Source organism: Pseudoalteromonas sp. A25 (assembly GCF_009176705.1).
Lineage (GTDB): Bacteria > Pseudomonadota > Gammaproteobacteria > Enterobacterales > Alteromonadaceae > Pseudoalteromonas.
This window is the reverse complement of record NZ_AP021846.1, coordinates 3,075,078-3,097,413: the sequence shown is the minus strand read 5'-3', so window position 1 is coordinate 3,097,413 and position 22,336 is coordinate 3,075,078. Positions and strand designations below refer to the sequence as shown.

Annotated in this window: 20 protein-coding genes; 9 read left to right on the top strand and 11 right to left on the bottom strand. The window is 40.7% G+C overall.

What is annotated here, in order from left to right:
- Nucleotides 1-284 precede the first annotated feature (284 nt).
- The 4 genes from GDK41_RS13355 to GDK41_RS13340 are packed head-to-tail and all read left to right on the top strand — an operon-like array spanning nt 285 to nt 4,899.
- Complete coding sequence (locus GDK41_RS13355; protein WP_152086871.1) at nt 285-1,289, top strand: Fe(3+) ABC transporter substrate-binding protein; 1,005 nt, start codon at nt 285-287, stop codon at nt 1,287-1,289.
- A 16-nt stretch (nt 1,290-1,305) separates the two neighbouring features.
- The gene (locus GDK41_RS13350) at nt 1,306-2,922 is read left to right on the top strand and encodes an ABC transporter permease (protein ID WP_152086870.1); all 1,617 of its coding nucleotides are present in this window, start codon (nt 1,306-1,308) and stop codon (nt 2,920-2,922) included.
- A complete protein-coding gene (locus GDK41_RS13345; protein ID WP_152086869.1) occupies nt 2,919-3,950 on the top strand; it encodes an ABC transporter ATP-binding protein in 1,032 nt (343 codons plus the stop codon). Before GDK41_RS13350 ends, GDK41_RS13345 begins: the two co-directional genes overlap by 4 nt.
- Before the next feature lie 25 nt (nt 3,951-3,975).
- The gene (locus GDK41_RS13340) at nt 3,976-4,899 is read left to right on the top strand and encodes a Dyp-type peroxidase (RefSeq protein WP_152086868.1); all 924 of its coding nucleotides are present in this window, start codon (nt 3,976-3,978) and stop codon (nt 4,897-4,899) included.
- A gap of 28 nt (nt 4,900-4,927) precedes the next feature.
- On the opposite strand, the gene argR is transcribed toward GDK41_RS13340, so the two are convergent.
- The gene (argR, locus tag GDK41_RS13335) at nt 4,928-5,395 is read right to left on the bottom strand and encodes a transcriptional regulator ArgR (protein ID WP_152086867.1); all 468 of its coding nucleotides are present in this window, start codon (nt 5,393-5,395) and stop codon (nt 4,928-4,930) included.
- Between the two features lie 257 nt (nt 5,396-5,652).
- Between argR and mdh the strand changes: the two genes are divergently transcribed.
- Nucleotides 5,653-6,591, top strand: coding sequence for a malate dehydrogenase (mdh, locus tag GDK41_RS13330; protein WP_152086866.1), 939 nt, complete (start codon nt 5,653-5,655; stop codon nt 6,589-6,591).
- A gap of 96 nt (nt 6,592-6,687) precedes the next feature.
- Here mdh and GDK41_RS13325 read toward each other — a convergent pair whose 3' ends face one another.
- Nucleotides 6,688-8,013 (bottom strand): peptidoglycan DD-metalloendopeptidase family protein, encoded by a 1,326-nt coding sequence (locus tag GDK41_RS13325; protein ID WP_152086865.1) that lies wholly within the window; start codon nt 8,011-8,013, stop codon nt 6,688-6,690.
- Between the two features lie 147 nt (nt 8,014-8,160).
- On the opposite strand from GDK41_RS13325, the gene tyrS reads away from it, so the two are divergent.
- Nucleotides 8,161-9,360 (top strand): tyrosine--tRNA ligase, encoded by a 1,200-nt coding sequence (gene tyrS / locus GDK41_RS13320; protein WP_152087587.1) that lies wholly within the window; start codon nt 8,161-8,163, stop codon nt 9,358-9,360.
- 63 nt (nt 9,361-9,423) lie between these two features.
- Here tyrS and GDK41_RS13315 read toward each other — a convergent pair whose 3' ends face one another.
- From GDK41_RS13315 to folE2, 4 genes are all read right to left on the bottom strand, one after another.
- Complete coding sequence (locus GDK41_RS13315) at nt 9,424-10,386, bottom strand: cobalamin biosynthesis protein CobD/CbiB (protein ID WP_232056466.1); 963 nt, start codon at nt 10,384-10,386, stop codon at nt 9,424-9,426.
- A gap of 1 nt (nt 10,387) precedes the next feature.
- Nucleotides 10,388-11,095, bottom strand: a complete 708-nt coding sequence (gene mtnN / locus GDK41_RS13310) for a 5'-methylthioadenosine/S-adenosylhomocysteine nucleosidase (protein ID WP_152086864.1) — start codon at nt 11,093-11,095, stop codon at nt 10,388-10,390.
- 488 nt (nt 11,096-11,583) lie between these two features.
- On the bottom strand, nt 11,584-12,174 hold the full coding sequence (locus GDK41_RS13305; protein ID WP_152086863.1) for a DUF2726 domain-containing protein: 591 nt from the start codon (nt 12,172-12,174) through the stop codon (nt 11,584-11,586).
- A 79-nt stretch (nt 12,175-12,253) separates the two neighbouring features.
- The gene (folE2, locus tag GDK41_RS13300; protein ID WP_152086862.1) at nt 12,254-13,174 is read right to left on the bottom strand and encodes a GTP cyclohydrolase FolE2; all 921 of its coding nucleotides are present in this window, start codon (nt 13,172-13,174) and stop codon (nt 12,254-12,256) included.
- Nucleotides 13,175-13,385: 211 nt separating this feature from the next.
- Between folE2 and arcB the strand changes: the two genes are divergently transcribed.
- Nucleotides 13,386-15,716 (top strand): aerobic respiration two-component sensor histidine kinase ArcB, encoded by a 2,331-nt coding sequence (gene arcB / locus GDK41_RS13295; RefSeq protein WP_152086861.1) that lies wholly within the window; start codon nt 13,386-13,388, stop codon nt 15,714-15,716.
- 60 nt (nt 15,717-15,776) lie between these two features.
- On the opposite strand, the gene arcA is transcribed toward arcB, so the two are convergent.
- From arcA to trmB, 5 genes are all read right to left on the bottom strand, one after another.
- Complete coding sequence (arcA, locus tag GDK41_RS13290) at nt 15,777-16,493, bottom strand: two-component system response regulator ArcA (protein WP_152086860.1); 717 nt, start codon at nt 16,491-16,493, stop codon at nt 15,777-15,779.
- Nucleotides 16,494-16,600: 107 nt separating this feature from the next.
- A complete protein-coding gene (locus GDK41_RS13285; protein ID WP_152086859.1) occupies nt 16,601-17,116 on the bottom strand; it encodes a YfiR family protein in 516 nt (171 codons plus the stop codon).
- On the bottom strand, nt 17,116-18,735 hold the full coding sequence (locus GDK41_RS13280; protein ID WP_152086858.1) for a sensor histidine kinase: 1,620 nt from the start codon (nt 18,733-18,735) through the stop codon (nt 17,116-17,118). The genes GDK41_RS13285 and GDK41_RS13280 overlap by 1 nt, the downstream gene beginning before the upstream one ends.
- A gap of 241 nt (nt 18,736-18,976) precedes the next feature.
- Nucleotides 18,977-20,011 (bottom strand): 16S rRNA (guanine(1207)-N(2))-methyltransferase RsmC, encoded by a 1,035-nt coding sequence (rsmC, locus tag GDK41_RS13275; protein WP_152086857.1) that lies wholly within the window; start codon nt 20,009-20,011, stop codon nt 18,977-18,979.
- Between the two features lie 58 nt (nt 20,012-20,069).
- Entirely contained in the window at nt 20,070-20,795 is a 726-nt protein-coding gene (trmB, locus tag GDK41_RS13270) for a tRNA (guanosine(46)-N7)-methyltransferase TrmB (protein WP_152086856.1), read from the bottom strand.
- Between the two features lie 131 nt (nt 20,796-20,926).
- Between trmB and mutY the strand changes: the two genes are divergently transcribed.
- Together mutY and GDK41_RS13260 are read left to right on the top strand one after the other, a co-directional pair.
- Nucleotides 20,927-21,985, top strand: coding sequence for an A/G-specific adenine glycosylase (gene mutY, locus GDK41_RS13265; protein WP_152086855.1), 1,059 nt, complete (start codon nt 20,927-20,929; stop codon nt 21,983-21,985).
- Between the two features lie 39 nt (nt 21,986-22,024).
- Nucleotides 22,025-22,300 (top strand): oxidative damage protection protein, encoded by a 276-nt coding sequence (locus GDK41_RS13260; RefSeq protein ID WP_152086854.1) that lies wholly within the window; start codon nt 22,025-22,027, stop codon nt 22,298-22,300.
- Nucleotides 22,301-22,336: the final 36 nt, after the last annotated feature.

Sequence of the window (22,336 nt, the reverse complement as noted above, 5' to 3'; positions counted from 1 at the left end):
CGGGCTATCATTGAAGCTGTCTAAATGTTTATTAAATCGTGTGATTTATTGCAATGAAAATAAAGTTGTTTAAAAACAGTGTTTTACTTTAATTTTGGTGTTATAAACGGCAGTCGTATCCTTTATATCCCCGTATTTAGTGAGATATATCGCACACAAAAATTCTATTCTTTCGTGTTTGTGACTAAAGATGCAGATGATTAGTGTTCGCTTTGGGGTGTATAATGCAATGATAAAGGTTAGAATTGCCTAAATAAAAATAAACGCAAAATTGGAGCTCAATTATGAAGCGATTACTCGCTGCTATGTTTGCCTCGTTACTATGTACTCCCGCTGTGGCTAACGAAGAAGTAAATATTTACTCATTTCGTCAACCTTTTCTAATTCAACCAATTTTAGATAAGTTTACTGCCCAAACAGGCATTAAAACGAATGTGGTTTTTGCTAAAAAAGGGTTGATTGAGCGTGTTAAAAGAGAAGGTAAACATAGCCGTGCCGACTTAGTATTAACGTCCAATTTTAGTTCTCTTATGCAGTTAGAAGAGTTAGGGCTTACCCAGCCTATTCATAGTGAGCAAGTGCATAATAATATCCCTGCAGCATTTAGAGATCCTCAAGGAGACTGGGTCGCTTTGACAAAAAGAGTGCGTAATGTCTACTCGTCAAAAGAGCGTCTTGGTGAACTTAAGGCTTTAACTTACGAAGAGCTCGCAGACCCTAAATATCAAGGGAAAATTTGTACACGTTCAGGCAAGCATCCATATAACTTAGGCTTGGTTGCATCTATGGTTGCACACCACGGCGAAGCGTACACCAAAAAATGGCTAATGGGTGTAAAGGATAACCTAGCACGTAAGCCTCAAGGGAATGACCGAGCGCAAGTTAAGGCAGTCAAAGAGGGGCTGTGTGATTTAGCATTAGGTAATAGCTATTATTTTGGAAAAATGCTTACCGATGAAAAACAAAAAGAGTGGGCTGAAGCCGTTCATATAAACTTCCCAAATCAACAAAATCGTGGTTCTCACCTCAATGTATCTGGTGTTGTTATGACCAAATACGCTAAAAATGCAGATAACGCGCTTAAACTCATAGAGTTTATGAGTAGCGATGAAGCACAAAACATGTATGCCTCTGTAAATATGGAATATCCAGTAAAGCCTAAGGTGAAGCTATCTCCATTAGTAGCATCATGGGGTAGCTTTAAAGAGGATAACTTACCGCTTGCTGAGATAGCAAAGTATCGCCCAGTGGCTCTTAGATTGATTGATGAAGTTAAATTCGATCTTTAATTCAAGGGGTTGATCTTTGTCTAGATGGCAGGTGACAGCTTGGTCGATAGGACTGTGCCTATCGACACCGCTGGCTTTTTTAATTTTTGAATCGCTGCAAGGCGATTCAGAAGTGTTTTCTCACCTTTGGGATACTGTGTTGTGGGACTATGTTAGCAACACGCTGTTGTTAATTGCTGGAGTTCTGCTACTAAGTTGCTTAATTGCTTTGCCTCTTGGGTGGCTTGCTGCGTACTGTCAGTTTCCGGGAAAACGCTTTTTTGAGTGGGCCTTAATGTTACCACTGGCCATGCCAACTTATATCATTGCTTACATATACACTGACTTACTCGATTATGCAGGGCCCGTTCAAGTGAAATTAAGAACGTGGTTTGATTGGCAATCTCCCAATGATTACTGGTTTTTTGATATCCGTACGTTGCCTGGGGCGGCAGTCATGATTGCATTAGTACTTTATCCCTATCTGTATTTGATATTTAAAACAGCCTTGCGTGAACAGTCATTTAAGTTGGTTCAAGCCAGCCAGCTTATGGGGCAAAGCCCAATTCAAAGCTTTTTTAAGGTGAGTTTACCTATGGCTCGCGGTGCTGTGGTAGCTGCTTTAGCCCTGATAAGTATGGAAACAATGGCTGATTTTGCGACCGTTCATTACTTTGCAGTGAGTACCTTAACTACGGCTGTTTATGATACGTGGTTGGGCTACTACTCATTAACGGCGGCAGCAAAAATATCAGGCATTATGTTATTGTTTTTGTTTGTGGCACTCGCGTTAGAGCGGGCAAGCCGAAATAGTAGTGTGGTTCATGAGCGCCAAACCAGTATTAATGAGGAGGCGCTTTATACACTTACAGGTAAACCTGCCTGGTTGGCGACTGGTTATTGTGTATTGGTACTGCTACTGGCATTTGCATTGCCCGTTGCGGTACTGTTGGGGTATGCAATTGATTATTTTGAGCAAGCATGGAGTAGTGAATTCTTTGTTTATGCTTGGCAAAGCTTGAAGGTAGCGCTGTGGGTTAGTGCGGTAGCAGTATTGATGAGCTTATTAGTTGTTTTTTATCAACGTATTGGCGCTAGCCGCAGTAAGTATGTACCAGGTAAATTTGCCAGTACAGGATACGCATTACCTGGTACAGTGCTTGCCATAGCGGTGTTATTACCATTGACTTTGTTTGATGACAAACTCAATGAGTGGTTTGCACAAAGTAGCTATGAACCTGGCTTACTATTAAGTGGCAGTATTTTTGCGATGATCTTTGCCTATATAGTAAGGTTTTATGCGATAGCTCATGGCGCTGTTGAAGCGAGTTACGTACGAATAAGCCCATCATTGGATATGGCAAGCCAAAGCATGGGTAAAAACCTTATGCAAACACTTAGCCTTGTGCATTTTCCAATGTTAAGACGGGGTATATTAACCGCTGCACTTTTGGTATTTATAGAATGCATGAAAGAATTGCCTGCCGCTTTGCTATTGCGACCTTTTAATTATGAAACGTTAGCAACACATGTATTTCAATATGTAAGTGACGAACAGTTAGAGTTAGCATCTATCTCTGCGTTGTTCATTGTGTTGGTCGGGTTAGTGCCTTTATATATCGTCAATCGTTCAATGGAACAACATAACCAATGAGTAGCCTCATCCTAGAAAAAATATCGTATCAATATCAACAGCAAAATGTGATCAGTGAACTCGATTTAAGTGTTGCTCACAACGAAATTGTTTGTCTGCTTGGGGCCAGTGGGTGCGGAAAGACCACCACATTAAAAGCTATTGCAGGTTTAATTAAGCCGCAACATGGCCGAGTTGTGATCCACGGACAATGCATGAGTAACGAGCAACTGTTTGTTGCCCCACAGCATCGCAATATCGGTATGATGTTTCAAGATTATGCCTTATTTCCCCATTTAAATGTGGCTCAAAACATTGCCTTTGGGTTATCTAAATTACATAAACGCGAACGTCTAGCTCGTGTTGCGCAAATGGTTGAGTTGGTCAGGCTTGAAGGCTTAGAAAAACGCTTTCCGCATGAGCTATCGGGTGGTCAACAGCAACGTGTTGCGATTGCAAGAGCATTAGCTTACAAACCAAATTTGTTGTTGTTGGATGAGCCATTTTCTAATATTGATACTCAGGTGCGCTTTCAGCTCATAAACGACATTCGTAGTATTATTAAAGATCAACAGGTGTCAGCGATTTTTGTTAGTCATTCTAAAGATGAAGCGTTTGCATTTGCAGATAAATTAGCGATTATGCATGAAGGGAAGATTGCCCAATTAGATAATGCTCAGACATTGTTTCAAAAACCCAAAAGTAAAACGGTTGCAGAGTTTTTGGGGCGAGGGATCTACCTAGACGCCAATCGATTTAATGGTCAAAGCGTATCGACTCATTTTGGTGATGTGACGTCTGTAACTGCTTTACCTGATACGCACGAACAAGGCCAAATATATGTGCGCCCGCAGCACTTAGAATTGGTAAATGACCCTACGGGTCAAGTTGAGATCCTACAACAAAGGTTTATTGGCACAGATTACGTCTATCATATTAAAGTGGGCGATCAACAACTTGAAGTTCCAGCACCTGCCGAGCAATTATTAGATACAAATAAACCTGTCTCTTTAAAAATTAAGGCACATGCGGTAAATTTCTTTTCTTAACACTTGATGAATAAAAGGATAAAGCATGGCGCAAGCACAATCAGGGGTCTGTGCTGAAGCAAACCTACACGGGCTGCATTTGTTTTTTAATGTATTAGAAGGTCAGGATGAAGCCGTCCGTGCTGCGCTAGCCAATTGTGAACGCTTGCAAAATGAGTTGAGTGACCGTTTTTCGGAATCTATGGTATCTAGTTTTGTGGCGGTTGGTGCGCAATATTGGCCGCATATTTACCCTGAATTCATTCCTGAGCAGCTCAAGAGCTTTCCTAATGTAACGAGTTCAGAGCATGTTATTCATTCTCAACCGTTCGATCTTTTGTATGTGATACGTTCTGACAGAGAAGATGTTAATTACTTATTTGCTCAAAGTGTTTTGCATATGTTGGCACCTAGTGTGGAGCTGGTGGCGCATGTCCGTGGCTTTAGATTTTTAGATGGGCGAGACTTTAACGGGTTTATCTATGGTGCAAATGCTCCCCATGGGCGTTTTAAGCGTCAAGTGGCACTGATTAACAATCCACAAAAACTAGACGACCAAGGCAGTTACTTGCATGTAATGCGTGTGAAATTTGATATTGATGCTTGGCAGCGTTTACCCTTGGCAGAGCAAGAGCAAATAATGGGTCGTACGCGTTTAGATAATACTTTGCTTGAGCCTGCTCAGCCTGATAGTCATGCCACATTAACTGAATTAAAAGATGAGCGAGGACAGGCTCTGTTGCTAGATCAAAGTATGCCCTTTGGAGATGTTTTTGAACAGGGCAGCTTGTGGCTAAGCTGCTCAGCTCATGGGGCTGCGTTTGAGCAAGTACTAACTTCTAGGCTAGGTAATGCAAATTGTTATGATCCATTACTTGATTACAGTCAAGCTGATATGGGGGCTGCATTTTTTGCCCCATCTGTACAGTTTTTAAGTGATATGGCGAAACTGTGCGAGCAGCAAGAGTGAGCAAAATAGTTTGCTCACAAATATTAATTTAAACGTTATCAAACAATGTTTTTACACGCTCAAGCGTGGCATCAATTTCTGATATTTTAGCCGGTGCGATAAATATCGTATCATCGCCAGCGATTGTGCCCAACACGCCATCGGCTGTGCCTAAAGAGTCAAGTAAACGAGCAATAAGTTGAGCGGCACCAGGGCTGGTGCGAATAATAATCATCATTTCGTTATGCATAATATCTATAACAAGCTGACGAAGCGGGCTTTTAGCTGTCGGCACGCCCATCTCTGCAGGTAAGCAATAGACCATTTCTTGTTTAGCATTTCGGGTTCTAACTGCGCCAAATTTACTAAGCATACGTGATACTTTGCTTTGGCTGACATTATCAAACCCTTGCTCTTTTAAGGCTTCGACAATTTCGCCTTGAGAACCAAAGTTTTCTTCTTTCAACAGGGCTTTAAAGGCTTTGATCAGAGCTTCTTGTTTTTCTTGTGGTTGCATAAGGTTTTATTTCTATTTAAAGCGGTTTATTGGATTTTACACAAAACTGGCTAGTTACCCAAATTTTCGGCAACTGTGCCGACTGCTTATCTTTAATACAAGGTGAGTTTTAGTAATCGTAAAGACTACAGTGTGTAAAGCTTTACAACTATAGTCGAAAAAATCATGAAAATAACTCGGATTAATTTGTTTTTAGCGGCGCTTTTCATTATCTTTACAGCTCATTTAATTCCACCTTCAAATTATGGAGAATTCACATGAAAGTTGCTGTATTAGGTGCCGCTGGCGGTATCGGTCAGGCTCTATCGCTTTTACTTAAAAATGGCTTGCCTGCAGGCTCTGAGCTAGCACTATACGATGTTGCACCAGTTGTACCAGGTGTAGCTGTTGACCTTTCTCACATTCCAACTGCAGTTAAAGTTGCAGGTTTTGGCGCTGATGATTTAGATGCTGCGTTAGTTGGCGCTGATATCGTGCTTATCCCAGCAGGTATGCCTCGTAAACCAGGTATGGACCGTGCTGACCTATTTAACGTAAATGCGGGCATCATCAAAACATTGGCTGAAGGTATTGTTAAAAACTGTCCTAAAGCATTGGTAGGTGTTATCACTAACCCTGTAAACGGCACTGTACCAATCGTTGCTGAAGTATTCAAAAAAGCGGGTACTTATGAAGCTTCACGTGTATTCGGTGTAACAACACTTGACGTTATTCGTTCAGAAGCTTTTGTTGCTGAGCTTAAAGGCGTTGATGTATCTGAAGTAAAAGTACCAGTTATCGGTGGTCACTCAGGCACTACAATTCTACCGCTACTTTCTCAAGTTCCTGGTGTTACTTTCACTGACGAAGAAGTTGCTGCGCTTACTCCACGTATCCAAAATGCAGGTACTGAAGTAGTAAATGCTAAAGCCGGTGGTGGTTCAGCGACACTTTCAATGGGCGCTGCGGCTGCACGTTTCTGCTTCTCTTTAGTTAAAGGCCTACAAGGCGAGAGCAATGTAGTAGATTACGCATATGTTGCTGTAGAAAACGGTGATGCTCCATACTTTGCACACCCGGTACGTTTAGGCCAAAATGGTGTTGAAGAAATCCTATCTTACGGCGAGCTAAGTGCGTTTGAGCAAAAAGCTAAAGAAGATATGCTTGAAACATTACACAAAGACATCCAAGAGGGTGTTGACTTTATGGCTAAATAAGCCGTTTGGTTTTTTGAAAAGCCTGCATAGTATGCAGGCTTTTTTTTTTGGTCACAAAAAAGACCTCGGTTGAGGCCTTAAATATTGGGTTTAAAATTAGTTATTCATTGCTAATCTTAATTCTCTATTACGCTCTAACTGCGTAAGCAAATCTTTGGCGACTGGCTTGAATAGCGCTAACTGATCCTTTGGCAATGGCTGAGATTTAGGTAGCTGAACTGTTTTAGGGTTGCGGTGTACACCATTTACTAAAAACTCATAGTGTAAATGAGCGCCAGTTACACGACCGGTTGCACCAACAGTACCAATTTTTTGGCCTTGCTTTACTTTTTGACCCGTTTTAACCATACGTTTATTTAAGTGCAGATACTTTGTAACGTATTTACTACCATGTTGAATAAACACATAGTTACCGTTTAGTCGGTTGTAGCTAGACTTAATTACCTTTCCGTTACCAGAGGCGACGACTGGCGTGCCAGTGCGAGCTGAGTAGTCAATTCCTCTATGTGCCGTCACTCTGCCAGTTACAGGGTGTTTACGGCGAGGGTTAAAGCTAGAACTGATATATTTAAAGTTAACGGGTGCACGCAAGAACGCTTTTTTCATGCTGCGCCCTTCAGGTGTGTAAAAATTACCATCAGTGTGACGAATGGCGCTATAGCGTTCACCTTGGTTGATAAATTCTGCAGCGATGATTTTGCCTGTGCCAATTTCTTCGCCATCTACAAAGTGCGACTCATAAATCAGTGAGAAGCTGTCGCCTTTACGAATGTCATTAGCAAAATCGACGTCCCAGCCAAAAATATCTGCAAAATTCATGATCTGACGCTCAGACAGCCCTGAAGTGATCCCTGCGGTCCAAAAACTTGAAGAGATTTCACCGCCTGCTGATTTGGCAACCGTTTCTATTTCTTTGCTTTGAATCGCTGTGTCGTAGTCGCCGTTTTGATTGAGTGTCACTAGTAATGTGTCTGTTTTTGAAAGCACATATTTTAGCTGAACAAGCTCGCCACTTTGATCTTTCGCAAAGCTTAAAACTTCACCTGGATGAATTTTAGTGAGTTTACGTGTTTCTTCATTGGTGTTAACCAACTGGTGTAACGTTTGCGCAGAAAACCCAGCTCTTTTAAAGATAATTGCAAGGTTGTCACCTGACTTAACCTCATGATCAATAAAATTATATTCTACTTTAGGTGGGGGGCTTTCGGTGTTTACGGCATTAAGCTCGGTTAAGTGCTCAACAGTTTCGCTGACCTTAACAGGTAATTCATATCGCTTACCAACTTCTAATGCATTTTTATCATGATCTTTAGATGCAGTTGCTTTTTCTGAAGGCCATAGCGCAACAACCAACATTAACGAGATGAGACTAACAATAAGCAGTTTGTGTTTTTTAGGGAGCTTATACACCACGTGAACCATAACGCGCCTTTTCTGCTGTCAATATTTTTACCAATAATATTGCAGGATATACGCAATAAAGCAGCAATACCAGTATTTTGTGCATTTAAACTCGCTCAAATATAGGCTAGAATCGGGCGATAAACTGAATATTTGGAGCGATGAATGGTGGACTTTGAAACTGCATTTGCAGAGATAAAACGCGGTGCAGAAGAAATTCTTGTAGAAGATGACTTAAAAGAAAAACTCAAATCAGGTAAAAAGCTAAAAATCAAAGCGGGTTTTGATCCAACAGCACCTGATTTACATTTGGGTCACACTGTTCTAATCAATAAACTAAAGACATTCCAAGATTTAGGTCATGAGGTGATTTTCTTGATTGGTGACTTTACCGGTATGATAGGTGATCCAACTGGGAAAAATGTCACCCGTAAGCCACTGACTAAAGAAGATGTACTTGCTAACGCTGAAACCTATAAAGAACAAGTGTTTAAGATCTTAGATCCAGCAAAAACAACGGTCGCGTTTAACTCTACTTGGATGGAAAAGTTGGGCAGTGCAGGTATGATCAAACTCGCAGCGCGCCAAACCGTTGCTCGTATGTTGGAACGCGATGATTTTAAAAAGCGTTATGCTGGCGGTCAATCAATTGCGATCCATGAGTTTCTATATCCGCTCGTGCAAGGGTGGGACTCTGTGGCACTTGAAGCGGACGTAGAGCTTGGTGGCACCGATCAGCGTTTTAATCTTCTGATGGGCCGTGAGCTACAAAAAGAAGAAGGACAGAAACCACAAACAGTATTAATGATGCCTCTACTTGAAGGCACCGATGGCGTGCAGAAAATGTCAAAATCACTTGGCAATTATATTGGTATTACTGATGCGCCAAATGATATGTTTGGTAAAGTTATGTCTATTTCTGATGATTTGATGTGGCGTTATTACGAGCTTTTAAGTGCGCTTTCTTTAGACGAAATTGCAGCATTGAAAGAACAAGTTGCAGATGGCCGTAACCCTCGTGATGTTAAGATTGAGTTTGCCAAAGAAATGATTGCCCGCTTTCATAGTGCAGATGACGCAGAGGCGGCACATCAAGACTTTATTAAACGTTTCCAGAAAAACGCTTTACCAGATGATATTCCTGAAGTTAGCATTACGATTGACGAGCCGACAACATTTATCACAAATCTTCTAAAAGAGGCTGGTCTTGTTGCGAGCACCTCTGAAGCGATGCGTATGATAAAGCAGGGTGCAGTGAAGCTTAATGGTGAAGAGAAAGTTACCGACAGTAAACTTGCGGTTGAAAAAGGGAGTACCGCTATTTACCAAGTTGGAAAACGTAAGTTCGCCAAAGTAACCGTGAACTAGTAGGTGCCATAATACGGCAAGTAAACTAAAGCCAGCATATTTGCTGGCTTTTTGTTTTTTGCATTACATCTTAAAAAGGGTGCCACCTAAGGTGAAGGCTAGCCAGCAAAGTAATAATAATAAAAAGAAAAATGCTCTGATACGATCTAGTAGGGTGAGCATGGCATCAATATCAGCGGGTTCTGGGTGTCTTTCAACACCGACCCGCATTTTCTCAAAACGTTGGTCTAAATAAAAGCACGGACCCCCTAGCTGGACTTTGAGGTTGGCTGCAAAGAATGACAAAACCCAGCCACTATTCTTTTGATAAAAGTATCGGGCATAATGTCTCAGGTAGTGAATCACTTTTTTAAGGTGTAATGGCATTGCCATTAGGAATACAAAAGCTCGCAGTGGTAGCCACTCAACAACATAAATTGTATTTTTTAAAACGCTCATAAACCGGCTATTGGGTTTTATATCTTTGCGCCATGCTTGATCGCATATCAGCAAAAGTTTATATGCTAGCGCAAAAAGAGGGCCCAACAGCAAGTAGAATAAGATGATTAAATAATAATGCCTTACTGTACGTAAGCATGTGCTGTCTATACAGGCTTTACTGATCCCCACGCTAGATAACTTGCTGACATCTCGGGCAACAATATTACTAAGTAGTTGTCGAGCGGTTGATTTTTGCCCTTGTTTAAGTAACGTGGCTATGCGTTTTGCTCTAGTCGTTATTCTTGTATCTAAGCACAAATAAAGCACAAGCCCTCCTAACCAGGTAGGGTAGTAAGCAAATTGTGCAATTGAAAAACATAAAATGATGACAGTTAATGATGGCAATAAAAACGCTAGGGTCCCACTTAAGTACTGGTATCCCGCAGGTGATGTGCTTTGATACACTCGCTTTGCAATGGCTTTAAAAACCAACGCTAAGATGGTGTTTGGATGGTAGCTGTTTAGTAGTGGAACAAAATGTGCTGCAGCTAGAGATAAAGTGAATATGAGCAAGCCCTGTTGGGCTTGCATTAACTCTAAAAGCATATTACAGCTTTGTATCCACTAACTTTTCAAGTAGCGCGATGACTAACTTAGAAGAGTTTATAGACGCAACTTCTAGATACTCTTCAAAAGATTGTGGAGACTCTTTACCCGCGATATCAGATAAAGAACGAATAACAACAAATGGCGTCTCAAGTACGTAACACGCTTGGGCGATTGCAGCACCTTCCATTTCAACAGCTAACATTGTTGGGAAATCTGCACGTGCTTTTTCTATACGCACCGGATCGCACATAAATGAGTCGCCAGTACAAATTAAACCTACCATAGTTTGTTTATCTGCCAAGCTAGCAACACTTTGCTTAGCAGCTTCAATTAATGCTGGATGCGCTTTAAAGCCAGCTGGCATTTGAGGTACTTGTCCGATTTCATAACCAAATGCTGTTACGTCAACGTCATGGTGTTTAACTTCGTCAGAGATCACCACATCACCAACATTTAAACTTGGTTCAAAGCCACCAGCAGAACCGGTATTAATCACACAATCTGGTGCGAAGTTATCTATTAGCAAGGTTGTCGCAACGGTTGCTGCTACTTTACCAATACCTGACTGCACAAGAGTAACGGTGTGACCTGCCAACTCACCTGTGTAAAAAGTGAAGCCACCTTTGGTTAACTGTTGTTTGTTTTGGATTGCCTCGCGCAAGATGGCAACTTCAGGTTCCATTGCGCCTATAATACCGATTTTCATGATATAAATTCCTAAAAAAACTTGCTTCGTAGTATACCTGAGCAAGCCACAAATGCGAATTTCATTAGCTTAAGTTGTGAACGAAATAATACCAATTTTATTAATACATTGATCATTCTAGCGAGCTAAATAACCTCAGCTGCACATAAGAGAATTTGCCCAATAAAGCTATTTCACTCACTCTCTTCGTTATTTTCATTTGTAATAGCTCGCTATTACTTCACGAAAATGCCTTGATAGTGAGCGAAATATCGTCATTGGATATTGAAGGGGTTGCAATGTCTCTCTTCTGAGCTATCAAAACTCTTATCCGCAGCTGAGGTTAAATAACTCATTAACTGCGTTAAATATTTCTCATGTAGAATAACTACATAGCGAAATATTTGCCTTGTTACTAAGCCATTTATCTGTCGCAATATCTGATCACCAATTTAATGCAATTGGTATAAGCAGGCTTAAAGCCTGCTTATAGAAATGAATATACTTAATTATATCTCTGCTAGCTGAGTTGAATGAGCCTTGGCTTGAGAAGGGGAAAGCACTGCAGGTTTCTCGGTGCGATTTCGTGTTCTTGTAGGTGTTTTAGCAGTTTTACCTAGTTTAAACAAAATTGCACTGCGTACTTCTGAAGATTTATAGCCTGCTTTGACTTTCATTCTAATGTGCGGGATCCCAGCAGACTCAAGCGCTCCACTTACGAACCAGTCACGCTGAGCTTTGTGACCACTTTTATTGGAGTTATTGACCAAGTCTACGGCTGCCATAATTTTCAAGGTATCTTTATCAACTAATACATAATCAAGCTGTTTGTTTTTCGCTTTGATTAAAGCCGCTCTGCGGGCTTTATCAGACAGGCCTGGTTTACATTCAATCAAGTCAATAAGCTTTACGCGACTCACTATCTTGAATCTATCGCCTACAGCTCGTTCTAATAAAGTGAGAAACGAAGCTTCTACATTGCTAAAAACAGATTCTTTTTTGTTAAATGGATAGGGGTTACCACCAGCGTCGGTATATTTAGCGACAACGACAGAAGCGATAACCACCAGAGCTAATATTGACAATAAAGCAAATTCCATAAAACACTCCAACGACAATTTGACAATTTACAGTTATGTAAGCAATTGTTGTGCCGAAAAAGAGATTTATGGACAAGATTTATATTTTATAACCGTTAGGTACTCCTTTTACGGCATAGGCGACAGCGTCATGCGCATGTAATGACTCGTAGTGATTAATTTTAATGTAATAATCTTGGTAGTACGACATTTCAAATAGCGCTTTAAGTTTTCTTGCTGCATCTTCACAGAACATCAGGTTTTGGCCATTTAATCTGGCAAATTCTTGCTCATCTTCGCGCTTTACTGCCGCTTGCACAGGTGTCTTAAGTTCATTCTCAACACTATTTATAATTGCGACGATGTCAAACTCTTGACTATCACAAGGTAGTTTCACTTTTATATTAGCGACGCTGCGCTGGGAGTGGGGAGTTGCGACAATGCCTTGAGTGCTCCCTAGCCAGTTGTGAACGTCTTCAAAGCTCAGCTGCTGTTGCGCAAACTGCTCAGAAAAGGCCTTTTGAATTAGCTGCCTGGCTAAGGCGGCTGAACAAGGACACGTTGACGAGTAAGTTACATCAACGGCAACCTCTAGCAGATACTGGTTGTCTGTTACACTGGCGGTAATTGTCACAGGGTAGTTTTTCCACCCTTGTTTACCACTCAATAAAGAAGGACGACGTAGTGGTAATTCAAAATGAATGGCCACTTTGGCTGCATTACTGAGTCCTTCATGACTGGCAACAAAGCGCTCTAAAACATGCTTTAATGTGGTTGGTGTTAGAGTTTGTTCACATGACAAAGTGTCTAATGCCAAAAATAAGCGAGACATATGAATGCCTTTGGCTTGTTCATTATGCAAGTTTACAAAGGCGTCAGCTTTGGCAGTGACTGTGGTGTCGGCTAGTCCTTTACTTGAAAATAATAGGGGTAATTCAATGTTGCCCATTCCGACCCAATCTAAAGTTCCGGTTTGCAAGGCTTCAGCTGTGTCAGCAATATCTGGCATTATGGTTTGCATCTAAACCCTCATAGTCACGACAATTAAAAGCGGGCATATTACACTATAATCGAGCGAGTTGTCCTCACAAGAACTGCTTTTACGATACAGAAAATCGGGATTTGTGCATAAGTTATTACGGTTTTAATTGCATCAACATTAATAAAAAGGATAATTCGCATCTTGGTGCTGCTTGCGTATAATATGCGGATAAATAGGGTATGTGGTTACTATGACAGAATCTTCTTTTGGTCCTTGGGCCCGTGTATTAGCTAATCTAGTCAGTAAATATGGCGCAAAGCCCGCCAGCTTTATGTGCTACTTCTTTCTCTTGTTGGTGGCGTTGATTTTATCTTGCATGTTTTATTATGTTGCGCTGGGCGAGATAAAAATGGTGGATGTATTAGCCGTGATGTTTTTTTCTGCGGTCACTTCTCCAGTCCTTATATCGATTATGATCCGCTCAATACATCAATTGGAAGACTCAAAGAGTTACTTAGAGTCGGCAACGCAACAAGAAAAGCTTCTTAACCAAACACTCAAAGACAATATTAATCGACTGAACAATGAAATCGATGAGCGTAAAATGGCGTTGCATGCAAAGCATCGGGCCATTGAAGAGTTACGTAAAGAAATAGCTGAGCGGAAAAAAACACAGCAAGAATTAGCTCAGCAAGGGATGTTGCTGCGTTCTATCGTTGATTCATCTCCTGACTTGTTTTATTACCGCGATGAAAATGGTGTGTTTGCTGGCTGCAACAAAATGTTTGAGTTAGTGATTGGTAAACCCAGCGATGAGCTGATCGGGCGTACAGTGGATCAGATTTATCCGCAAAGCTATTTACCCGAAGTGCTGCGCACTGATACCGAAGTATCAACAACCCACAAGCCCATTACCTTAGATGTTGAATATCCAGTGAATGATGAAAACCGTTGGTTTGAGATGCGTAAGCTACCTTTTATCAATGATGATGGTAAGTACATAGGGTTATTAGCTTTTGGTCGAGATATCACCAGCCGAAAAGAAGCCGAACAAGCACTTGAGACAGCGTATAAAGACAAAGGTAAGTTTATTGCAACTTTGAGTCATGAATTACGGACACCTTTAAATGGTATCGTTGGATTAACGCGTATGCTTTTGGATACTGAGCTCTCGCAACAGCAAAAAAGCTGGTGTAACACGATTTTTTCTAGTGCTGAGACACTTGGCAATATTTTTAATGACATTATCGACTTAGATAAGATTGACCGTGAGCAGCTAGACATAGCAACCGACAGCATTAATGTGTCTGATTTTATTAATGATGTCGTGAATTTTGCCGGTTTGATAGCCGATCAAAAAGGACTTGAGTTTACCATTAACCGCTCAGGTGTCTTAGATGTTTACGCTTTGTTAGATCCCACCCGTTTGAGACAAGTGCTTTGGAATTTAATTAACAACGCTGTTAAATTTACTCACCGAGGTAGTGTGACATTGGAGTGTAAACGTGAAAATAGAGAGTCAGGACCATGGCTCAATATTAGTATTACAGATACCGGCGTTGGGATCCCAAGTGATCAACAAGAACGAATTTTTGATATGTATTACAAAGCACCAGACTTAACCGGAAGTAATGCCATTGGTTCTGGTATTGGCCTTGCTGTAACCAAAGCACTTGTGCTTGCTATGAAAGGCAGCATTCGAGTGAGCAGTATACAGGGGCAGGGAAGTCGTTTTGATGTTGATATACCGTTGACCTTGTGCAATGCGCCAAAACAGCAAAGTTATGCAGGGCGAAGCCTATATATTCTATTGGTAGAAGATGTTCCGTTAAATGCTGAGATTGCGACTAACTTACTTGAACAGCGTGGGCATGAGGTTATTTGGGCTGAAACTGGTGAAGATGCTTTGTCACTTGTTGCAACGGAAGATGAGTTAGACCTTATTTTGCTAGACATGCAGTTGCCAGATATTAATGGTGATCAAGTAGCAAGAGAAATACGTGCAGACAGCCACTTTGACGACCTACCTATTGTTGCCTTAACCGCTAACGTACGCAGTGCTGAGCAAGAATTAGAAGGGATCAGTATACAAGGAGCACTTGCGAAACCAATAAACACAACGCGTTTAGATAAAATGTTAGCTGAGCTATTTGGAATTGATGCACAACAGGCTAATGCAAAAGAGTGCCTAGAGGGCATTACGTTTAGTGTGCAGCAACAACAAGAACTAGACATTGATACCATTACTGACTTTATTGACTCTATGGGAAGTGATGCGTTTGAGCGCAGTGTTTCGTTATTTAAAACCCTTAACCCTAAGTACTGCTCTGAGTTACGGCAAGCACTGAGTAATGACGACATTAATGAGTACGCGTCTGTAGCGCATAAATTAAAAGGCGCAGCAGGGTCGGTTGGTTTACATCAAGTACAGCTACATACTAAAAAGATGGAGTTAGAAGCCCATCAAACGGACCATAACATGCTGGAAACATGGATAAGTGAACTAGAGCTAAAAATAGCGGACGGTATCGTTTTGTTAGAGCAAGCTTTGGGCTTACTCGCTCAGTTACAGGTTAAATAAAAAAGGGGCTAAATAGCCCCTAGTTCAATAATTGCAAAGCTCCCTGAAACCTTTTACTTTTCAGCTATCAATTTTTCCTATAAAACGATAGCCTTCTCCATGAATAGTGCTAATTAGCTCGGAAGTATTGCTGTCACTTTCAAAGTGCTTACGAATGCGACGGATTGTAACATCTACAGTACGGTCATTAGCACGAAGCTCTCGACCGGTCATATGCTTAATAAGCTGCTCACGGCTAAAAATGCGCCCTGGAGAATCAAGCATCAGGCGTAAAGCTCGGTACTCACCTTTTGGTAAGCGTTTGGCTTCACCTGCAGGAGAGGTTAAACAACGACTGTTTTCATCTAATTCCCAACCGTTAAATGTAATAACGCCATTAGAATCGATTGAAGACTCTTCTGCTGATGAGCCTGTACGAGAAATTAGATTGCGTGCGCGGATAGTCAGCTCGCGAGGGTTAAAAGGTTTTGTGATGTAGTCATCAGCACCTATCTCTAAACCAAGAATACGATCGACATCGTTGTCACGTCCAGTTAAGAAAATAAGACCGATGTTTCTCTTTTGGCGTAATTCACGAGCTAAAATCAAGCCGTTTTTACCCGGAAGATTGATATCCATAACCACAAGATTGACATCGTCATGCGTTGTCAGTTTGTCGTGCATGTCATCGCCATCAATGGCTTCGATAACTTTGTAACCTTCCGCTTCAAATAAACTAACGAGGTTCAGGCGAGTTACGTCTTCATCCTCTACAATCAGAATGACTGGCGTTTGCATTATTAATTAACCTTTTCGGAATATATTATTTACATGAAATTCGGTACTATCTAATAAAACCGAATATTTACGATTATAGGAGTATATCTAATTGTTAACAAGTAAAATTAATTTGGATGAAACTTAGATACGGCAAGCAATCTTGATAACACTTTAAAGTTGTGCTGTGAAACTTGTTGCTTATTTATATACAGCCGAATTTTACTCCCTTCTTGGACCAAAGAGGCTACCCCTCCACCTTCGAGAAACTCAATACTTTCCCCTACAAACACCGTATCTAAAGGGTTTGTTTTAATCCAAACTTTAAGTATATCATCTTCATTACTTTCATCAATGTATGTGATATCACATTGCCCTGAAAGTTCCCTTAAATCATTTGGTTTTTTTATTTGAATTATTTCTATTGGTAAACTTCTAATTTTTAAATTTCTATTTCCCATCAATATTAAACCTGGGCCATTATCTATATTTAAAAAACAGAATTTAGTTGATGTTTTTGTTTGTTGATTAGGGAACTCTATAAACTTAGCCATCTGATATAAAAAAGCTGAGCGCACTTGCTCAGGCGATTTTGCATTACAAATCGTGGGAATTAACATAATAAGGAATAATAAACGTTTCATCAGTTAACCTCACCAAGTGGTAAAGTTAAAATAAATCGCGCCCCTTCATTGAAGTTCTCATCGAGTGATATGTTGCCATGTAATGCTTGGGTGATTAAATTGTAAACTAAGTGCATCCCGAGGCCGCTTCCACCCTCCCCACGTCTTGTAGTAACAAATGGGTCAAAAATACGTTTTTTTATCGCGCTCGATACGCCACCGCCGTTATCGCTGTAAATGATATTAAGTTGGTCGTTGTTTGTGTCGATCTTTATGTTTATTTCATTGTCTTTTGTATCAGTGAAACCGTGTAGCAAAGAATTAGATATGAGCTGTTCAAATATTTGTTGCAGTGGCCCAGCTTTACTGCTTATTACCAAGTCATCTTCACAGTCGACGTTTATTGTTGGTTTTTTACTCGCAAGATCGGGCTTCATGGCTTTTATTATGTTATCTAAAAGCACGGCAACATTAACATCAGAGCTGATCTCCAGGTCTTGACTAACAGCAACCCGCTTAAAGCTAGAAATTAAATCTGCAGCTCGATTTAAGTTTCGGTATATTAAATCTAGGTTTTCTATACCGTCGCTAATAAATCGCTCTAGCTGCTTCGATGTTAAGTTCTTTTGTTCGAAAGATGTTTTAATATCAGCTAGCTTGTCTCGTAAGAGCGTTGAGCCAGTTACGCCTAAGCCAATTGGTGTATTAACTTCATGGGCAACCCCCGCAACCATTTGCCCCAATGAAGCCATTTTTTCATTTTCAACAATTTGGTTTTGATACTGATGCATTCGCTCTAAGGTATTTAGTAGCTCTTGGTTTGCTTCTCTAAGTGCAATAGTACGTTGATTTACCTTCTCTTCTAGGCTTTGATTTAGCTTTTTTATTTCCAGCTTATCAGCTTGGTGACGTTCAATCTGGTTTTGAGTGCGCGTTAACATAACGTTTAAGCTGCTGGCTAAAATGTTTATTTCTTCAATGTGGCTGCCAGAGGCTCTAGTACTATAGTTATGATTTTTAGATACATCTTGCAATAGTATAGATAGCTCTTCAATTGGCCTTGCAATTCTGCGTTGTATTCCTCTTGCAACAAGTAGCACTAACAGTAGTACGAAAAGCGTCAATGTGATATCCACCAAAATTTTGGTGTTGATATACTCATTTAAACGCTCAAGGCCTCCCCGGATATAAACGTATCCTTCTATCTTATCTTCATATATGACGGGCTTGATAAGCTCAACGTAGTCGCCTGTGATCCTCGGCTCTGTTAGTTCCTGAATACTATTGACTTTCAGTGGTACGGGCGGGGTCTTTGAGGCATTGTAACTGGTGAAAAAGACGGGCTTATTGGTAACATCGTCAATGTCGTAAATATGTATATTTTTAACTAAATCAACGGCTTTGAATGATTTTAAGCGTTTTTCTTCGGTTTTTCTATCTTCAAAAATTAGTGTTATTTGTGCGTTGAATGAGACGATTTCAGCGATCATATCAAGTTTGTTAATAATAAGCTGTCGTTGCTCTTTGATATCAAGGTAAGTTGATATAGAAATCGATAACGAAAGACACAGGGCTGTAACTAGCATTACGGCGCTAATTAACACTTTCCTTATACTGGTTTTAGAAGCCTGTCTTGTCATTATTAGCCTTAATTCAGCTAGTTACTAAAAACTTATCCGCTATTTTTATCTATGCCTTGCTAAATTTGCAAAACTGCACAAGCTACTCAAGTGGCCTTGTTTAGCGTGAAAAAGAGTAGAATACAAAAACTACATTTTAGTGTAGCAAACAGATTAGATAAAATAACAAAAAAATCCCTGATTTTGCATGTTATTTTATCTAAAAATGGGTGTGGAATGCGGTTTTGTGGCCTTAATCAGCCTATCGGCTAGCTTGGTAAACGGTAAACTTGGTGTTTTTAGCTAAAATGGCATAGGTGCCAAATTGCTGCTCTAAGATTGGCGGATATTTTAAAAAGTTATTTGCAACAATTTGTATCTGACCATTTGGCTTCAAAAAGCTTTTCGCTTGTTCTAAAAATCGCTCAGCAATACCGTAGTCTGTTGCAATGCCGGTATGAAATGGCGGGTTGCTAATTATCAGGTGGTATTGTCCAGAAACATCGCTCATTCCATCACTTAAAATGCACTCTGCAGTTAAGTTGTTAAGCGCCAAAGTCTGCTCTGTTGCATAGATAGCTAATGCATTCACGTCTAAACAATGTAGTTTTAGCTCACTTTGCTGGGTTCCTAAAAATGTTGCAATAATACCGGCACCGCAGCCAAAGTCGAGCACCTTACCTTTGTATGGCACACTAATATTACTAAGTAGTAGCTGCGTACCGACATCTAGTTTTCCGTGATTGAACACGCCAGGGACACTTGCAACAGAGAATGAGTGCCCAGCAACGGTAACATTGAAAGTGCTTTGATAGTTTTTAATATCAAACTGTACTATCGGCTCTAACCCTGAAAATTCATACAGAACGCAATGTTTTGCACTTTCGAGCTTATAAAACTGCTCAGCAAATGGTTTGAGTTGTTTCTCTACCGATTTCACCCCACCTTTATTGTCGCCTACCACTAATAGTCGAGTATCTTTGCTCGCGATTGAACGGATATTGTCCAGCATCATCAGTGCTTCAGGCTTAGATTTGGGATAGTAGTAGATAATTAAATCTAGGTCTTTTAGCGCAGGTAGACTATGACTGACGAAGCTTTGCACATTTGCATACTTACTTGAATCATTATGATCAGCAACATTGTAGCTAAAGGCGTTAATTGTGGCATTTGGGTTTAGTCTGCTGAGTTCAGATAAAAAGCCATCTCGGTTAGTGTTAATGACTAGGATATTATTGCCGCACAGCTCATCTTCATTGCGAAGTAGTAAAAGGCTTGGGTTCGATAGTTTGCTCATAATTACTCATTATAAAGGGCCAATAAAGGCCCTAAAAGTGTTGGCTATATGCTAAAGGTTACTTAACGCGTTTAAACATTAAGTCCCAAACACCATGTCCGAGGCGATGGCCGCGTTGCTCAAATTTAGTAAGCGGGCGATTAGCAGGGCGTGGCACATAGTCGTTAGTAGTTGACGTGTTTTCGTAGCCAGGAGCGCTTTGCATCACTTCTAGCATGTGTTCTGCATAGTTCTCCCAGTCAGTGGCCATGTGAAAAACGCCACCTATTTTTAATTTTTTGCGCAAGCTTTCTACAAATTCAGGTTGCACTATTCGACGCTTATGATGGCGCTTCTTATGCCAAGGATCTGGGAAGAATAACTGCATAGTAGTCAAACTCTCATCAGGGATACAGTCAGCAAGCACTTCAACCGCGTCGTGTTCAAACACACGTAGGTTTGTTACGTGTTGTTCATCAGCATCCATTAAGCAGGCTCCAACACCAGGGCGATGAACCTCAATACCGATAAAATTAAGTTCAGGCGCATTTTTTGCCATTTCAACCAAAGATTTACCCATACCGAAGCCAATCTCAAGGACTACACCATTGTCGTTACCAAAAATTTTCGAAAAATCGAGCATCCCCTGGTTATGTTCTAACCCCATCGTGGGCCAGCACTTATCAATGGCAGCTTGTTGACCTTTTGTTAAACGGCCTTCGCGTTTAACAAAGCTACGCACTTTACGGATGTATTTACCTTCTTGCTGAGCTTGCTCTAGCGCGGTTTTACTCGATTCATTCATAGTCAATTCATTGGTATAAAAAACGGGCGCATATTATCCCTGTTCATGAACATAAGTACAATAGCTTGACTGTTTTTAAAAGCGCCATACACTGGCGTGCAATTGAAATGGTTATAAAAATAGTGTGGTAAATGCAGGTATCTAGTCAACAAGCAGAATGGTTTGCCGAGCAGGTCGTTAATTGGTATCACCAACATGGTCGTAAAACGTTACCCTGGCAGCTAGAGAAAACACCCTATAAAGTATGGGTTTCTGAGGTGATGTTGCAGCAGACTCAGGTAGTGACAGTGATCCCATATTTTGAGCGATTTATGACGCGATTTCCGAGTGTTGAAGCGCTCGCACTAGCGCCTGAAGATGAAGTGCTGCACCACTGGACTGGATTAGGCTATTACGCAAGAGCGAGAAATTTACACAAAACAGCCAAAATCGTTACAAATGAATATGGCGGAGAGTTTCCTCAAACACTCGAGCAAGTAATGGCACTACCAGGTATTGGTCGCTCTACCGCTGGTGCCATTTTGTCTTTAGCGCTTGGTCAACACCATCCTATTTTAGATGGCAATGTTAAGCGTGTGCTGGCTCGCTTTTTTATGGTTGAAGGGTGGTATGGTGTTAAAAAAGTTGAAAATCAACTTTGGTCACTAAGTGACGCGATAACTCCTAAAAATAACGTCACGGAGTTTAATCAAGCTATGATGGATTTGGGGGCGAGCCTCTGCTCTCGAAGTAACTTTGATTGTTTAGCGTGCCCCTTGGTCAGTGGATGTCAAGCGTTTAAGCATGATCAAGTAAAGGCTTTTCCTAATTCAAAACCAAAGAAGGAAAAGCCTAAAAAGCAAGCATATCACCTAATTATTTGCGCTGAAGATAAAGTACTTATGGAGAAAAGGCCAAGCTCAGGTATTTGGGGTGGGTTGTTTGGCTTTTTTGAGTTCCAATCGTTGATTGAGATTGAGCAATTTATTGCTCAGCAAGGACTTAATGGCATTATTGAGTCATTAGAGTCGTTTGTTCATATATTTACTCATTTTGAATTGACCATTCACCCGCAACTTCTTAAGTTAAATGCAGTACCTGACTTTGTACATGAACAACCAATTATTTGGTATGACATGAATAAACACCCACAAGTTGGCCTTGCTGCACCGACTAAAAAGTTGGTTAAAGTCCTAAGCGCAATGAGTTAAACTAGCAGTAATATTCTTCGATTTAATTTGGAAAACGTTATGGCTCGTACAGTATTTTGTCAAAAGTTACAAAAAGAAGCACCTGGTTTGGATTTTCAACTGTATCCAGGCGAGGTAGGAGAAAGGATTTTTAACAATATTTCAAAAGAAGCGTGGCAGCAGTGGCAACATAAACAAACAATGTTGATCAATGAAAAACATTTAAACATGATGGATCCAGATCACCGCGCGCTGCTAGAGCAGCAAATGGTAGGGTTTTTATTTGAAAACAAAGAGGTTGAAATCGAAGGGTATCGTCCTCCGGAGCAAAAATAAACCTTAAAAGTTTAAAAAAGCCGCTTAAGCGGCTTT

Bases quoted from the DNA above. Each gene is read 5' to 3' on its own strand.
- folE2 (WP_152086862.1), bottom strand. From the start codon at position 13,174: ATGCAAACCATAATGCCAGATATTGCTGACACAGCTGAAGCCTTGCAA.
- GDK41_RS13315 (WP_232056466.1), bottom strand. From the start codon at position 10,386: ATGCTTTTAGAGTTAATGCAAGCCCAACAGGGCTTGCTCATATTCACT.
- arcB (WP_152086861.1), top strand. From the start codon at position 13,386: ATGACAGAATCTTCTTTTGGTCCTTGGGCCCGTGTATTAGCTAATCTA.
- argR (WP_152086867.1), bottom strand. From the start codon at position 5,395: ATGCAACCACAAGAAAAACAAGAAGCTCTGATCAAAGCCTTTAAAGCC.
- GDK41_RS13285 (WP_152086859.1), bottom strand. From the start codon at position 17,116: ATGAAACGTTTATTATTCCTTATTATGTTAATTCCCACGATTTGTAAT.
- GDK41_RS13355 (WP_152086871.1), top strand. From the start codon at position 285: ATGAAGCGATTACTCGCTGCTATGTTTGCCTCGTTACTATGTACTCCC.
- trmB (WP_152086856.1), bottom strand. From the start codon at position 20,795: ATGAATGAATCGAGTAAAACCGCGCTAGAGCAAGCTCAGCAAGAAGGT.
- mtnN (WP_152086864.1), bottom strand. From the start codon at position 11,095: ATGAAAATCGGTATTATAGGCGCAATGGAACCTGAAGTTGCCATCTTG.
- arcA (WP_152086860.1), bottom strand. From the start codon at position 16,493: ATGCAAACGCCAGTCATTCTGATTGTAGAGGATGAAGACGTAACTCGC.
- rsmC (WP_152086857.1), bottom strand. From the start codon at position 20,011: ATGAGCAAACTATCGAACCCAAGCCTTTTACTACTTCGCAATGAAGAT.
- GDK41_RS13305 (WP_152086863.1), bottom strand. From the start codon at position 12,174: ATGGAATTTGCTTTATTGTCAATATTAGCTCTGGTGGTTATCGCTTCT.
- GDK41_RS13260 (WP_152086854.1), top strand. From the start codon at position 22,025: ATGGCTCGTACAGTATTTTGTCAAAAGTTACAAAAAGAAGCACCTGGT.
- GDK41_RS13340 (WP_152086868.1), top strand. From the start codon at position 3,976: ATGGCGCAAGCACAATCAGGGGTCTGTGCTGAAGCAAACCTACACGGG.
- GDK41_RS13345 (WP_152086869.1), top strand. From the start codon at position 2,919: ATGAGTAGCCTCATCCTAGAAAAAATATCGTATCAATATCAACAGCAA.
- mdh (WP_152086866.1), top strand. From the start codon at position 5,653: ATGAAAGTTGCTGTATTAGGTGCCGCTGGCGGTATCGGTCAGGCTCTA.
- GDK41_RS13325 (WP_152086865.1), bottom strand. From the start codon at position 8,013: ATGGTTCACGTGGTGTATAAGCTCCCTAAAAAACACAAACTGCTTATT.
- mutY (WP_152086855.1), top strand. From the start codon at position 20,927: ATGCAGGTATCTAGTCAACAAGCAGAATGGTTTGCCGAGCAGGTCGTT.
- GDK41_RS13280 (WP_152086858.1), bottom strand. From the start codon at position 18,735: ATGACAAGACAGGCTTCTAAAACCAGTATAAGGAAAGTGTTAATTAGC.